The following is a 15173-nucleotide window of genomic DNA, read 5'->3' as shown; positions in this document are numbered from 1 at the left end:
CTCAAAAAAACCTGCCAGAGAGCCCCATAAACACCCACAACAGTACCCGGCACCCCCAAACGACAACTACCATTACCATTACAAAGCATCATCACCCGAAGAAAAAACACACCAAATCACATGAACAACACACACAACCCTGACCCCTGGAACGGATATTCAAAAGGCTCTCGCGAATATAGCTACATGCTCATTGCCATGTTCTGTGCAGGCATTGCCACCTTCGCCCAACTCTACGCACCACAAGCAATCCTCCCCTCCATTGCAACTGACCTAGACATCACACCATCTAGTGCAGCACTAACCATCTCAGCGGCAACACTTGGACTAGCACTCTTTGCCATAGTATGGGCCTACATCGCCGACATCCATGGCAAAAGCAAAGCCATGTTCATCGCAATCAGTATCGCCACAGCACTCGGACTAATCAGCCCATGGGTTCACGACTTCACCATACTCCTCACTCTCAGATTCCTAGAAGGAGCAGCATTAGCAGGAATAGCAGGAGTAGCCATCGCCTTCATCACCGAAGAAACAAACCCACTCCATGCAGCAACAGCAAGCGGACTATACGTCGCAGGAAACACCCTTGGAGGACTCGCCGGACGACTCTTCGCAGGCCCTCTTACCCAATGGACTGGAGACTGGCGCATCGCCATCACAGCAGTTTCACTACTAGGAGCCATCACCGCACTCATTTTTATCGTCAGCCTGCCCAAAGCCCGACGATTCACACCCATCCCACGCAAAGGATCTTTCAGTAACACCCTCAAACAAGCCAAAAAACACCTCAAAAACCCAGCAATGCTTGCACTATACCTCTACGCATTCACGATGATGGGAACCTTCGTAACCATCTATAACTACGTAGGGTTCCTCCTCAAAGCACCACCCTATCTCTTCTCCGAAATAGCTCTCTCAGCGCTCTTCCTCTCCTACCTATTAGGCACAATATCCTCATCAATATCTGCCCGATTCAGCACACGATGGGGAAACCTCAACGTTATGATAGGCTCAACTACCCTCCTTATCCTTGGCATAGCTCTCACGATGACCACAAACGTCACCGCCATTATTATCGGAGTCCTGCTCTTGACCTTCGGATTCTTCTGCGGGCATTCCATCGCCTCAGGATGGACAGGACTACGAGCCACAACAGGAAAAGCGCAAGCAACAGCACTCTATAATCTCGCCTACTATGCAGGTTCAGCAGTTATTGGTTGGGGTAGCGGACTAATCTACAACACCAGCGGGTGGTACAGCACAGCCTGGTTTTGCATCATCTTCACAGCACTGCTCGTATCACTCTGCGTCATGGTTTTAACACGAAAAGATAAACCTCATAACGACGCACCAGTAGCCTAAGATTCAATACTAGGTGGCGTATCGTTGACCATATTCGCAAAGCGAGAATAATGTCCCTGGAATCCAACAGCAATGGTTTTGGTGGGACCGTTACGATGTTTAGCCACAATAACGTCAGCTTCTCCAGCACGTGATGACTCTTTATTATGGGCATCATCGCGATGCAGCAGAATCACCATATCCGCGTCCTGCTCAATAGAGCCAGACTCACGCAAATCTGAAACCATCGGGCGATTATCTGCACGCTGAGTAGAACCACGGTTCAGCTGAGATAACGCAATAACAGGAATTTCTAGCTCTTTAGCCATCAATTTCAAAGAACGAGAAAATTCAGAAACTTCTTGCTGACGAGACTCTACTTTTTTACCAGAAGTCATCAACTGTAAATAATCCAACACAATCAACTTAAGATTATTGCGCTGTTTAAGTCGACGCGCCTTCGCACGAATCTCCATCAACGTCATATTGGGAGAATCATCAATATACAAAGGCGCACTATCCATCTTGCCTACCGCCGCTGCAAGGGTAGACCATTGTTGCTCATCAAGTTTTCCCTGACGTAGACGAGAAAGGTTAATCTTAGCTTCAGCTGAGAGAATCTTTGTTGCAATTTCATTACGGCTCATCTCCAAAGAGAAAAATACCGTTGCCATATCCTTCTTAATAGCAGCATGGCGAGCAATATCTAGAGCAAAAGTAGATTTACCAACACCAGGACGAGCAGCAATAACGATCATCTGTCCCGGTTGAAAACCATCAGTCAGTTCATCAAACTCAAAGAATCCCGTTGGCACACCGCTAATACCGTTACCGCGAGCGCTCTGAGCCTCAATGTCGTTAATGGTCTGATCCATCGCTTCTTTCAAAGGAACGTAGTCCTCAGAAGCACGACGGTCACTAATCTGATAGATCTCTCCCTGAGCTTGGTTAACAAGGGCTTCAACCTCACCATCTTGAGAATAACCAAGCTGAGCGATTTTCGTACCCGCCTCAACGAGACGACGCAAAATAGCTCGTTCAGAAACAATCTCAGCATAGAACCCTGCGTTTGCTGCAGTGGGCACAGAAGTTGTTAAAGAATGTAGATAAGGTGCCCCTCCAATACGGGACAATTCACCTCGTTTAGTGAGTTCATCAGTCACAGTGATAGCGTCTGCTGGTTCACCTTGACCATATAAAGTAATGATTGCATCGTAGATACTCTCATGTGCAGGCTTATAAAAGTCCTCACCACGAAGTACCTCAACAACGTCTGCAATAGCATCTTTAGAGAGCAACATTCCACCAAGGACAGATCGCTCTGCATCATCATCGTGAGGAAGAGTACGAACACCGTAATCAGAAGAATTTTGAGACACAATCAACCTTAAATTGTCGAGATATTTCTACAAAAGGACCTCGAAGATTATTCACTATGCTCAGCTAGCGAAAACCGTTATGGAAGTACGCGGCAGAACAACTGTTCCACGTGAAACATACTATGAGAAAAACCTACCTCAGAGGAAGCACCCATGCTTCACTCTGCAGAAAAACTATCCCACCACAGAGATAGCAAGAAAAACTGTTGCTGGGTTTGCAAGGAAAGAAACCACTAACAATAGCGCATTATGTACTTTAAAACGTCGGTAACGAACTAAACCAACAACCGCCAAAATACTCGACAATGACGACATAACGACAGCAAGAACCACGCATATCAAAAAAACAGTCAAACTATCAGAAGGAGTCCCCACATTATTCCAAAACCCTAAAGATATCAGCAATAACGAAATCAGCTCGGCAACCAATGCAATAAGAAACATCTGCAAACTTGGACGCAGCTTCGGAGCAGGCTCAGCCTCAGACGAAACCAATGAAAACATTATCCCTTTATCTATTCCTTAAGTCCTGAAACATCATAGTGAAGAACACTAATGCACAATTTCTCGTGATGATACAACATAGAAGAAGTGTCCTCCCCTGTTGAAACAACAGGAAAGGACACTTCTTCTATATGCTATGAGCCATTACTTACGCAGCAACGACATCTAGTGCAACCTGCGCAACAACGTCTTCGTGCAAACGCACAGAAACTTTGTAAGCACCGGTGGACTTGATAGCAGATCCGAGATGGATAGCTCGCTTATCAACGGAACCTAGACCAGCAGCTTCAATTGCTTCCGCAATTGCTTCTGCACGGACGGTACCGAAAAGTCGACCTTCAGCGCCAGCTTTGTGCGCTACAGTAACAGTAGCTGCAGCAAGCTTAGCTGCCTGTGCCTGAGCGTCTTCAAGAGAAGCCTTAGCGCGAGCTGCACGAGCTGCGCGAATGGACTCAACCTGACGTTCGCCACCTTTAGTCCAGGTTACTGCGAAACCGCGAGGTAGCAAGTAGTTGCGTGCGTAGCCGTTCTTAACGGTTACGACATCGCCAGCAGTTCCGAGACCGGATACTTCCTGAGTCAGAATAATCTTAGCCATGTTCTTCTAATCTCCTTCTCTTTAGCGGCCAGCGCCGGAGTAAGGTAGCAATGCAACTTCGCGAGCATTCTTAATTGCCTGAGCGATTTTGCGCTGTTCCTGGACAGTGACGCCGGTAACGCGACGTGCACGGATCTTACCGCGATCGGAGATGAACTTACGAAGAAGTGCAACGTCCTTGTAATCAATAACAGTTACGTCAGCAGCCTTGAGTGGGTTCTGCTTTGGTTTGGGCTTACGAATTTCAGCCTTAGCCATCGTGGTGCTCCTTTTTCTTTGGGAGCCCGCGGAAGTTACCGCGGGATGGGTTGGATATTTGGAATAAAAGGAAGGTTATCTTTAGAACGGAGGTTCATCTTCTGCACCGGCGCCCCAATCATAGTTTCCACCAGATTGAGAACCCCAAGGATCTGCAGAAGGAGCAGGTGCTGCCTGTGGTGCAGGATTTCCTCCACCAAAACCACCACCGTTATAGCCGTTACCTCCGCCGAAACCGCCAGAAGCTGAACCGTTATACCCATTGTTTTGGGCAGGAGCAGCAAAGTTATTGCCACCGCCGGCGTAGCCTTGCGCATCTTGAGCGCCACCGAAGTTACCTCCGGAGCGCTGTTGATTACGGTTCACAGAAGCAGAAGCAAAACGAAGGGATGGGCCGATTTCTTCGACCTCAAGTTCCATCGCAGTGCGGCGTTCGCCTTCCTTAGTCTCATATGAACGGGATTTCAAACGTCCCTGAGCAATAACGCGCATTCCCTTATATAGGGTTTCTGCAACATTTTCTGCTGCTTCACGCCAGATAGATGCCCGCAGAAAGAGAGTCTCCCCATCTTTCCATTCGCCACTTGCGCGGTCAAAATTACGCGGAGTTGAAGCAATCGTAAAGTTTGCTACCGCTGCACCGTTAGGAGTGAAACGAAGCTCAGGATCACCAGTAAGATTACCAATCACGGTAATGACGGTATCTCCAGCCATTTGAGGCCTCCATTCATAGAGTTTTTCAAATAATAATTCATTCTGAGAGCAGTCATATCAAGAGTAAAAATAACCTTGTTGATAACTACATCAAGATAATGAATGACTATTATTTAGAAGAGATTTTCTGGTCTTCCGGACGGATAATCTTGGTGCGCATTACAGACTCGTTCAAGCTAAGAACGCGGTCAAGCTCTGCAGCAGTTTCCGGAGTGGAAGTGAAGTTAACGACGGCGTAAATGCCTTCAGTCTTCTTCTGAATTTCGTATGCCAAACGACGACGACCCCAAATATCCATGTTGTCGATAGTGCCGTTGTCTTTGGTAACGATTTCGAGGAACTTAGAAAGAGTTGGCTCTACAGCCTTGTCTTCTACCTCGGGGTTGAGGATAACCATTAGCTCGTATGCACGCATGATTAAACCCCTCCTTTGGGCTAAACGGCTATGGGATTTCCATAGCAGGAGATGTATAACAGTCAGTGTACCGCCGGAGATTTACCCATAAGTACACAGACTTCACCTACTCTACAGTAAGAGCAGTATAAAGTGCAGAAATTTACCGTTTTCAGCACAAGGTCACATGAATTACATCAATGTCACCTCAGGCTGAATCTGCTGTTCTTCCACACCAAATAAGCTGTTCTTCCACATCAAATAATTAATAGCGATAAGCTCGAGAGTTCAAAACACCTACACGTATTGGCATTGTAAAGAGATCAATAACCATCAAAACACCGAGCAGGAAGAGAAATACCCACCCAATCAAAATGGGCGTCGTCAACCAGCCAATACCGAGCAAGAAAAGATACAGAACGAACATAAGAGGCTGCCTCAAATACAGCTTATGCACTCCCCATACGCCAAGGAAAAACCACAATATATATGCAATTAACAACGATTTTTGCTTCACAATATACACCGTAGAAGGGGCACCCTGATAGGAGCTTCGCCCTCCATGGTTTATGTATTCAGGTGTGTAATGTTCTCTATTCGACATCAACATTCCCCTTTCCTAGAAATATCAGCAGGGAATAACTCCCATACAGTACAACCGCTGAAGCAACATATTTATTCCCCAAACAACATCCCTCAACCACTACCTGCCAGAAATTCTACGTGGACGGACCATGCCAGATTCATAGGCAAAAACAACAACTTGAACACGGTCACGAAGATTAAGCTTCGACAGAATTGACCGTACATGTGTTTTGACAGTTGTCTCAGAAAGGAAAAATTGTTGAGCAATCTCAGCATTAGAAAGACCCTCAGCAATAGCGCCCACCATGTCTTTTTCACGAGAAGTTAAAGAATCAATCAGGTGCTGATACTCACGGATGGCAACCTGCCCCAATGAAGAATCTTCAACGTATTCTTTCACCAACTGAGCAGTAAGATGAGGAGCCACCATAGACTCCCCTTCATTGACCGTATGAAGTGCGCTAATCAGGTCTTCAGGGCGGATATCTTTAAGGACGAAGGCACTAGCTCCAGCTCGTAAACCAGAAAAAGCGTACTCATCGAGATCAAAAGTCGTCAGAATAATAACTTTTGAATCACTCATACTCGTGATTCTCTCAGTCGCGGTAATACCGTCCATAACAGGCATCCGAATATCCATCAACACAACATCAGGATGGTGTTTTTGCACCATCTCAATCGCTTCTTGCCCATGCGAAGCTTCGCCAACAACCTCAATACCTGCATTTTCAAGAACGAGACGAAACCCCATCCTCAACAATGATTGATCATCTACTAGCAGCACACGCAAAGGACTATTTTCTTGCTCTTGCATTATTTTCTACCTCGGATGTTTTGTAACGGTCTTTAGTGCGACTCGTTGATTCCCACAATAAATGAGCACGAACAGTCCACCCTCCACGGTCGTTAGATCCAGCATGAAGCGATCCATGATAAGCAGCAACCCTCTCTTGAATACCGATAAGGCCCTTGCCGCTTCCAACACTATTTTGTCTACGAGAGATACCTCTACGTTCTATTCCGCTTGTTCCATCATTGGCAATAATCACTACGATATCGGGCAGATTGACCTTAATGAGCACTTCAATAATATGTGCGTCTTGGGCGTATCTTAAAGCGTTAGTCAAAGACTCTTGAATAATACGATAAAGGGTCATGTGCAGCTGACTATCTTCAGGTAAGTTTTGACCCTGCTGAGAGAAAGAGACCGGAAGCCCCGTCGAACCAAAAGAATCAACTAGCGCTTTGAGGTTGTCTATGCCCAGAGTCTTATTTCTTTCTATCGGCGATAAAAGCTGTTGTGGGGACTCATCGCGCAGAACGCCTAGCGTCTCTCGCATATCAGCAAGCGCACTTCGTCCCGTATCAGACAGCTCTTTGAGAATATGTGATGTACGTTGAGGATCTTTAGAGCTAATAGCCTGCGCACCATCGGCCAAGGCAATCATCACTGTCAAAGAATGAGCTACAACATCGTGCATCTCTCGTGCGATACGATGACGCTCCTCGATAGCAGCTATTTTCTGTGTCTTATCAAAGCTAAGAATAATTTCTTGGTCAAAGAGACGATTCTTATGAACCTGTCGAGCAACAAGGAAAACGACGAGGTTCATCAAAAGAGACGAAAGCGTCAGGAAGCCAAGAACTGAATAACTGATGATGACATATCGCGAGTCGTAGCTTCCATCAGAAGGTCCGCCTCTACTAATCCCAGCATATATGTATGGGTAATAGATAAAACCTAAAACGACGATAAAGATACTAGTGGCAATAAAAATAGGAAGAGATTTTTTAAAAGGGTATTTAACTACTGCAGAATAAAGAAATATATAGAAGGTAATTCCAGTTGGTGATATAAAAATTGTCTGAAGAATTTGCAATTGCAAAAAATCTACACATATTGATAGGCATATCAACAGTACGGGAAATTTTTCCCTCCAAAATATTCCTGCAGCAAAGAAGAACGCTACACAAAAATAAATAACGACATTCTCATCTTGGTCAAATATCTCAGAATCTGAGGAGAATAAGAGTTCTAGAAAAACAAAAAGTAGATTATTAAAAACCCAGAAGAGATTAACCCAAAAAGTATTTTCATGAATCCAACGGCGGATAACTCCACGACGTTGCAACACTAGACGCCGTCCCTCAGTAGCGACGGCGTCTAGTGTTTCTGATGAACCTCGATGATCCATAAATTTTTAGTTCTTAGCTATCAGTAAAGCGGAAACGCAGGTATCCAAGGAATGCAGGAACAGCTCCCCATAGAGCAAGGATAGATGCTGCCATTGGGTAGCTAATTTTCGCATCAGGAGCCTTACCATAAGAAATTAGTTCACTTCCTACTGGAAGTGGAAGATAATTTGTGAAATCTTTAGCCCAGTCCCAAGGCAGGAACAGTAAGAAAACGATATAGCTTACCAAGACAGTAATTACTGCCAAGATAATGCCACCAGCGTTATTACGTAAGAAAGCACCAAAGCCTAGCCCCATCCAAGACATGAACATACAGTACAGGCCAACTGCCACCCAATTCAGCAGAACCCCTGAGGTTAGTTCGGGTGCCAAATCAGGATTGAAGATTAGAAGACCTACACCAAAAGATGTTGCCGCACAGAGGATACCCCAGAAGAACCCAATCAAGCTGACAACAATGAACTTTGCCAGATATAGGACAGAACGGCGTGGCACGACGGTCAATGATGTATATATTGACCGCGTTGCATATTCAGAACCAATAAAAATAACTGCCCATGAAGCAAAAAGCATATTGGTAAATGGCATACCAGCCCCACCAACACCGTGAGCCATATGTTTCAGAGACTCAGCCGAGGTTCCAAGTGTTTGACTGTAGTTGATAGATAATGCACCAATAAAACCAAATCCAGCCATCATTAAGAGGATGACAGCACCCATAATGAGGTGAGAAGTGAGAGTTCTAAATTTAAGAAATTCAGAACGAATCACTCCACCAAAACGTAGAACATTACGTGATGTTGCCTGAACATTAGCGTGCTGACTCATTATTTTGTCTCCTTTGTAGAACCCTTTGACCAAGGGGCAACTGATGCGGAGTTGTCTTCAAACATTGTTGCTCTTGTGGCTTGTGGAATAGATTCAGATACACCTACCGGATCATATAATTCTTTCTGATGAGAAGGTTTTATTCCATTTGAAGAATATTCGATAGAGTCCTTTGTGAGCTCCATATAGACATCCTCTAAGGTGCTAATTTGAGGTGTCAATTCGTGGAGAAGGACATTATTTTCCTGAGCAATTTTGGCGATTTCTCGCGCAGTGCTCCCAGAGATAATCAACCCATCAAGTTCATGAGACTCTATGGTTATCTGTCGTTCACGCAGAAGCGTACCCAGCTGTTCACGGTCATCCGTGCGAACCAAAACCGTATCGTTAGCAGAACGTGCAAGAAAATCTTTAATAGATGAATGAGCCAAGATTTTCCCTTGCCCGATAACGATGAGTTCGTCAGCAGTCTGAGACATCTCACTCATCAAATGTGAAGAGATCAGAACGCAACGCCCTTCAGAGGCAAGGTGACGAGCAAGGTGACGCACCCAAATAACGCCTTCTGGATCAAGCCCGTTAACCGGTTCGTCAAAAATAAGGTTATGAGGATCTCCCAAAAGAGCAACAGCAATACCTAAACGTTGCCCCATCCCCAGAGAGAAACCACGAACTTTCTTATGCGCTACAGCACTAAGTCCTGTCAGCTCAATGACTTCATCGACTCTCTTCTTCGAGATTCCGTGAGTGAGAGCAAGCGAGCGCAGATGTTGAATAGCAGATCGCCCAGGGTGTACAGCTTTAGCGTCTAAAAGAGCACCCACTGAGGACACCGGTGAGGTAAGCGTTTTATAGAGTTTTCCTTCTACAAGGGCTTGCCCTGAAGTTGGTTTTTCAAGACCAACAATCATGCGCATCGTGGTTGATTTTCCAGCACCGTTAGGGCCAAGGAATCCAGTAACTTTTCCGTCAGGGACACTGAAACTAATATTGTCTACGGCCTTTTTTGCTCCGTAGCGTTTAGTCAGTTCATGAACTTCTAGCATAGTATCGCTCCTTATTCTGAGCGTAGAGTATGAAGTGGTTTATGTTCATCATTCTACGAAGTCCATTGCAGGAGTACATCCTCCCTAAGGAGGAACCTTATTTTTTCCCTTGAATAAGCATAATAATTGACGATAAAAACATCCGATTAAAGTTCTAACCCCTTGTGGGATTAAATATTCCATATCAAGAATATGTAATCCCACAAGGGGTTACCCATATCATTAGGAGAGAATTCCTTCGTCTTTAGCCCATGACACTAAACGCTCACGCGCATCTTCTTCAGATAAGACACCCTCGTCTAAACGAACATTCAACAGATACTTATACGCCCGCCCGACCACAGGACCAGGAGAAACACCCAAAATCTGCATAATCTGCTCGCCATCCAAATCTGGGCGAATAGCATCCAACTCCTCTTGCTCAGCGAGAGCCGTGATACGACGTTCTAAATCATCATAAGCACGTGAAATACGCTGAGCCTTACGCTTATTACGCGTTGTCACGTCAGCACGCGTCAAACGGTGCAACCGCTCCAGATATGCCCCTGCATCACGCACATAACGACGTACAGCAGAATCACTCCACCCAGCATCACCATAACCGTAGAAACGCATATGAAGCTCTACCAAACGGGCAACAGCCCTCGTCGTATCGTTATCAAAACGCAACGCACGCATACGCTTTTTGACCAGCTTCGCACCAACAACATCATGGTGCAAAAAACTAACCGAACCATTCTTCTCAAACTTACGAGTAGCAGGCTTACCAATATCGTGCATCAACGCCGCAAAACGGAGGATAAAATCAGGAGAAGGCACCGCGCCCTGCTCGTCAGTTTCTTGAGCGGCTGCCTGTTCAAGAACCGTCAGAGAATGTTGATACACATCTTTATGACGATGATGCTCATCAATTTCCAGTTTAAGAGCAGGAATTTCAGGCAAAACATAATCAGCAAGACCAGAATCAACCAGAAGGTCAACACCTCGACGAGGGGCAGCTGCCGTCACCAATTTGACGAGTTCATCGCGCACACGCTCAGCAGATATCATCTCAATACGCTGTGCCATCTTTTTCATCGCAGCAAAGACTTCAGGAGCCACATCAATATCAAAGCGTGCAGCAAATCGAGCAGCTCTCATCATTCTCAGAGGATCGTCTAAGAAAGAATCTTCAGCTCGCCCAGGAGTTCGAATGACACCAGCACGTAAGTCTCTAAACCCCCCGTAAGGATCTACAAGCTCTAAAGAGGGTAGACGCAACGCCATAGAGTTAATCGTAAAGTCACGCCGAAAAAGATCGTCTTCTAGAGAATCACCAAAAGACACAACAGGCTTGCGTGAATCGTGACGATAAATTTCTGCCCGATAGGTCGTAATTTCGACAGTTTCATCGCCTTTCCTCAAACCAATAGTTCCGTATTCCTTACCAATTTCCCATGTTGTGTCAGCCCAATCATCAACAATTTCTAGAATCTGATCAGGGGTCGCATTCGTCGTAAAATCTAAGTCCGTCGCTTTTTGAGCAAGGAAAAGATCTCGAACAGGACCGCCCACCAGAGAGAGTTCATACCCAGACTGTGCAAAAAGCTCACCAAGAGATAGAGCGATGGGGTCAATAATAGAAGAGTCAAAAAGATGCGCCATAGTCATACCATCGTGCCAGATAAATGACCGTTATACCCGTATCCCACACAATAATCAGGCATAGACTCATTTCATCGGTTAAGGTAGAGACATGACTTTTCCTATACCTCGGGCTCCCAAGAAGCGGGCAATAACCCCTATTTCTCTCTTGCCGACGGTAGAAGAAGTCTCTGCAGGAGGTGTTATCGTCGATCTTGACAAGCCTAATTTTCCTGTAGCTATTATTGCCAGAATGAACCGCGGAGGACGTTTAGAGTGGTGTTTACCCAAGGGACATCCCGAAGGGTCAGAAAATAACGCTCAAGCGGCAACACGCGAAATCGAAGAAGAAACAGGAATTTCTGGTCAGGTTCTTTCCCCTCTAGGAAGTATTGACTACTGGTTTACTGTTGGCGGTCGCAGAGTACATAAAACAGTTCATCATTACCTTTTAGCGGCCACGGGAGGATATCTCACCACAGAAAAAGATCCAGATCATGAGGCAATTGCCGTCGATTGGGTTAACATTGACGATTTAGGGCGTAAACTCTCATTTTCGAACGAACGACGAATTGCCGAGATTGCGCGCGAATATATTATTCACCAGCTCTCCTCGTGAGCAGCTCTCTCAGCAAAGATTAAGGGCACAACGTGGCACGTACAGGTGCAGTATCTAGCGCAATTATGGCATCAGGGACGATGGTTTCCCGTATTCTCGGGTTCGTTAAAACCATTCTCATTACCGTTGCTATCGGCACCGGAACCGCAATGGGAACGATTTTTGAAACAGCAAACACCCTACCTAACTTGATTTATGTTCTTGTTGCTGGAGGTATTTTTAACGCTGTTCTTGTCCCACAGATTATCAAAGCCGCAAAACATGATGACGGCGGTTCCGATTTTATTTCTCGGTTAGTTACCCTAGCTACTGTCGGTATAGCCGCTGTTACCATCGTTGTCGTAGCGTGTTCTGTGCCTATTATCTCCGTCATGGGGCGAACATGGACGGAAGAACAACGCACTTTAGGGCTCATCTTTGCGTTATGGTGTCTTCCCCAAATTTTCTTCTACGGTTTTTACACCATCATTGGTCAGGTCCTCAATGCCCGAGGGGCTTTTGGCTGGTTCATGTGGTCCCCAGTGATCAACAATGTGGTAGCGATTATTGCCCTTATCCTCTTTATCAATGTTTTTGGTCAACAAACTAACACTGTCCCGCCGTTACACACTGTGAACACGTGGAGCACTGCTCAGACGGTCGTTCTTGCTGGCTCTGCAACGTTAGGTGTTGTAACTCAAGCGTTAGTGCTTCTTATTCCTCTACGCCGTATTGGTATTCGTATTCGCCCAAAGTTTGGGTGGAGAGGGATTGGTCTTGGTGCGTCCGTCAAGTTAGCAGTGTGGACACTAGCTACGGGAATTGTTTCTAACCTTTCATTCTTTTACCTCATACAAATTGCTTCAAATGTTATTTCTCATGATGGAAAAATTGTTCCTGGAATTCAGGCGCTTAACTATTCATCTATGCTCTATTCACTACCTCATGGTGTTATTGGATTATCTATTGCAACATATCTTTTCAATAAAATGTCCCATGCATCACAAGAGAATAATCATCAAAATGTAGTGCATGCTTTATCCTCCGGTTTGAGAGTTTCTTCTATTGCAACAATTTTCTTATCTGTAGCTCTTATTGTTTTCTCAGGACCTGTAGGCGTATTATTTGGTAATGGAAATAATATTTCTGCAGCCCTCATTGCTCAAACTATTTGCATTATTGCCTTGGGCGGCCCTTTCCTCACTATTTCTTTTATGATGGGAAGAGTTCTCTATGCACGAGAAGACGCAAAAACCCCATTTATTATTCAGTTCATCTCCGCAGTAGTCATTGTCGGAATGGGATTCATCGCCTCCCAGCTCAACCCGCATTACATCGTCTTCGGACTGGCAGCAGCTTATGCCTTACAAAATGTCCTTTCTGTTGTCTTGAGCCATATTTTCCTCAAAAAATATCTTGGGGACTACGATGGAATGAACATTCTTTCCACCCATGCTCGTGTTGGATTAGCTTCCTTTGTTGCAGGTATTTTTGGTTCGCTCATCCTCTGGATATTAGGCGGATACTCATTCGATGGGTTCGCATGGTCAGGGACGACGCCTGCCCTCATCACCATTGCTGTGGGCGGAAGTATTATGTCTTTGGCTTACTACATTGCTCTGCAAATCTTCAGAGTCAAGGAGCTGGATTCTTTAATCTCCCCGATTGCACGAAAATTGATGCCACAACGTCACCAATCTCGACACAAAATATAGATTTATTTTCAACGGACAGAACCCAACACCTCGTCATAACAGGTAAGATTCAGAAGAGAATCACCGTATTAAATTTTTAGAGCCTTGGAGGGCTACCTTGTCTCATTCACATTCCTCCCGTCCCATTGCTATCAACACTGTTCTGGGTGAGCGTTATCGCGTCACAGCTGCTATTGCACAGACCGAGCACGGCGACGCAGTTTTGGAAGGTAAAGACCAGGTTCTCAATAGACGTGTATCTATTGTGGTAGCTTCTCCCGCTCATAATGATCGGCTCATTGCTAATGCACGCCTTGTCGCAACGACTTCACGTTCTCCTATTCAGGTTCTTGATTTGGGAAATAGTGAAGGCAGAACGTACCTTGTAACGTCATTTTCCCGACCAGAAGCACTTCTAGAAAATCTTTTGGCAGATTCTTCGGCGGTAGCCGCATCCTCCGAAACTCAAGAAGCTCTAGGGCAAGAAATTTTTGGGGACGAGGTCACAACTGGAAAAACTCCTTATGCAGAAGCATCAAAACCTGCCCCAGAAGATACCTCAATTTCTGCAACACGGGCTGTTGATGATCAGGAGACTCTAGCACCAGACACTGTTGAAGAATCTTCTTACGAGGAAGAATACGATGAGTACGATTACCCTGACGAACCAGAATTTGACGATGAAGACGATCAGCGTTCTGGTGGAGTGTGGATTGTAGCTATCGCCGCTATTATTCTTCTTGTTTTGGGTGTAGCTATTGTTTTCTCTTCCATCAACGGCATGGTTTCAAAGAAAAGCGAAAACGAGAATGTAACGGCTGTTAGTGCTTCTGCTACGGCTACCCCATCACAGAAGAAGTCCTCAGAGCCTTCAGAAACGCCTTCTCCAAGTGTTTCTCATGTCCCACCAAAGATTACAAATGTTACCCGTCTTGTGCCGTCTTCCCCCGATTTTATGGCTGATCAGGATGCGACTCTCCCCCAGATGCTTGACGGCAATCCTGCAAGCACATGGATTAGCTACGGTTTTGCAACACCTAATTTTGGTGGGGCCACTGATTCTTTCGCATTAGCATTCCAGCTTCAAGAACGTACCGTTGTTTCTGAACTTACGATTGAACAGATTAATGGTTCAGGTGGCGCCTTTACGGTATATACCAACAATACGCCTTCTTTGGATGGTGCAACGGAAGTTGGTTCGGGTTCTTTCAACGCACCTAAGGTCAACGTCAAGCTTGATCAGAAGAAGCAGGGTGAAGGCATTCAGTATGTTCTGGTGAAGTTCACAGAAGCTCCTCTATTGGGTCAGCCTATTGCTGGTTATAACTATGGTGTGCGCATTGCTGAAGTAACAGCTCGATAGGTTCCTGTTCTTCTTTAGGCTGCCGTCTGATGTGTTCTTGTTCTACATC

General features: G+C 45.5%; 16 protein-coding genes. 4 read left to right on the top strand and 12 right to left on the bottom strand.

Annotation, left to right across the window (positions count from 1 at the left end; genetic code table 11):
* Positions 1-120 precede the first annotated feature (120 nt).
* Entirely contained in the window at positions 121-1365 is a 1245-nt protein-coding gene (locus ACN08Z_RS01340; RefSeq protein WP_419102823.1) for an MFS transporter, read from the top strand.
* Here ACN08Z_RS01340 and dnaB read toward each other — a convergent pair.
* The 12 genes from dnaB to ACN08Z_RS01280 all read right to left on the bottom strand — a co-directional run bounded on the left by dnaB (position 1362) and on the right by ACN08Z_RS01280 (position 11490).
* Positions 1362-2723 (bottom strand): replicative DNA helicase, encoded by a 1362-nt coding sequence (gene dnaB / locus ACN08Z_RS01335; protein ID WP_419102822.1) that lies wholly within the window; start codon positions 2721-2723, stop codon positions 1362-1364. The two genes, ACN08Z_RS01340 and dnaB, sit on opposite strands and share 4 nt — an antisense overlap.
* Positions 2724-2897: 174 nt before the next feature.
* Entirely contained in the window at positions 2898-3227 is a 330-nt protein-coding gene (locus tag ACN08Z_RS01330; protein ID WP_419102821.1) for a hypothetical protein, read from the bottom strand.
* Positions 3228-3375: 148 nt separating this feature from the next.
* Entirely contained in the window at positions 3376-3825 is a 450-nt protein-coding gene (gene rplI / locus ACN08Z_RS01325) for a 50S ribosomal protein L9 (RefSeq protein WP_419102820.1), read from the bottom strand.
* A gap of 21 nt (positions 3826-3846) precedes the next feature.
* Positions 3847-4083, bottom strand: a complete 237-nt coding sequence (gene rpsR / locus ACN08Z_RS01320) for a 30S ribosomal protein S18 (protein WP_004005948.1) — start codon at positions 4081-4083, stop codon at positions 3847-3849.
* Positions 4084-4164: 81 nt separating this feature from the next.
* Positions 4165-4797: a single-stranded DNA-binding protein gene (locus tag ACN08Z_RS01315; protein WP_419102819.1), complete on the bottom strand. Its 633-nt coding sequence runs from the start codon at positions 4795-4797 to the stop codon at positions 4165-4167.
* 109 nt (positions 4798-4906) lie between these two features.
* A complete protein-coding gene (gene rpsF / locus ACN08Z_RS01310) occupies positions 4907-5212 on the bottom strand; it encodes a 30S ribosomal protein S6 (RefSeq protein ID WP_419101282.1) in 306 nt (101 codons plus the stop codon).
* 244 nt (positions 5213-5456) lie between these two features.
* On the bottom strand, positions 5457-5795 hold the full coding sequence (locus ACN08Z_RS01305; RefSeq protein ID WP_419102818.1) for a TM2 domain-containing protein: 339 nt from the start codon (positions 5793-5795) through the stop codon (positions 5457-5459).
* Positions 5796-5894: 99 nt separating this feature from the next.
* Positions 5895-6590, bottom strand: coding sequence for a response regulator (locus ACN08Z_RS01300; RefSeq protein WP_419102817.1), 696 nt, complete (start codon positions 6588-6590; stop codon positions 5895-5897).
* A complete protein-coding gene (locus ACN08Z_RS01295; RefSeq protein WP_419102816.1) occupies positions 6571-7971 on the bottom strand; it encodes a histidine kinase in 1401 nt (466 codons plus the stop codon). Before ACN08Z_RS01295 ends, ACN08Z_RS01300 begins: the two co-directional genes overlap by 20 nt.
* 13 nt (positions 7972-7984) lie before the next feature.
* A complete protein-coding gene (locus ACN08Z_RS01290; protein ID WP_419102815.1) occupies positions 7985-8800 on the bottom strand; it encodes an ABC transporter permease in 816 nt (271 codons plus the stop codon).
* Positions 8800-9846 carry an ABC transporter ATP-binding protein gene (locus ACN08Z_RS01285; protein WP_419102814.1) on the bottom strand — a complete coding sequence of 349 codons (1047 nt, stop codon included), beginning with the start codon at positions 9844-9846 and terminating at the stop codon, positions 8800-8802. Before ACN08Z_RS01285 ends, ACN08Z_RS01290 begins: the two co-directional genes overlap by 1 nt.
* Positions 9847-10068: 222 nt before the next feature.
* Positions 10069-11490 carry a CCA tRNA nucleotidyltransferase gene (locus tag ACN08Z_RS01280; protein ID WP_419102813.1) on the bottom strand — a complete coding sequence of 474 codons (1422 nt, stop codon included), beginning with the start codon at positions 11488-11490 and terminating at the stop codon, positions 10069-10071.
* A gap of 91 nt (positions 11491-11581) precedes the next feature.
* On the opposite strand from ACN08Z_RS01280, the gene ACN08Z_RS01275 reads away from it, so the two are divergent.
* From ACN08Z_RS01275 to ACN08Z_RS01265, 3 genes are all read left to right on the top strand, one after another.
* Positions 11582-12088, top strand: coding sequence for an NUDIX hydrolase (locus ACN08Z_RS01275; protein ID WP_419101276.1), 507 nt, complete (start codon positions 11582-11584; stop codon positions 12086-12088).
* A 32-nt stretch (positions 12089-12120) separates the two neighbouring features.
* A complete protein-coding gene (gene murJ, locus ACN08Z_RS01270; protein WP_419102812.1) occupies positions 12121-13782 on the top strand; it encodes a murein biosynthesis integral membrane protein MurJ in 1662 nt (553 codons plus the stop codon).
* Between the two features lie 97 nt (positions 13783-13879).
* Complete coding sequence (locus tag ACN08Z_RS01265) at positions 13880-15124, top strand: serine/threonine protein kinase (RefSeq protein WP_419102811.1); 1245 nt, start codon at positions 13880-13882, stop codon at positions 15122-15124.
* The last annotated feature ends 49 nt before the right edge of the window (positions 15125-15173 follow it).

This window comes from Rothia sp. P7181, from assembly GCF_048513015.1.
GTDB lineage: Bacteria > Actinomycetota > Actinomycetes > Actinomycetales > Micrococcaceae > Rothia.
This window is presented reverse-complemented; position numbering and strand designations above follow the sequence as displayed.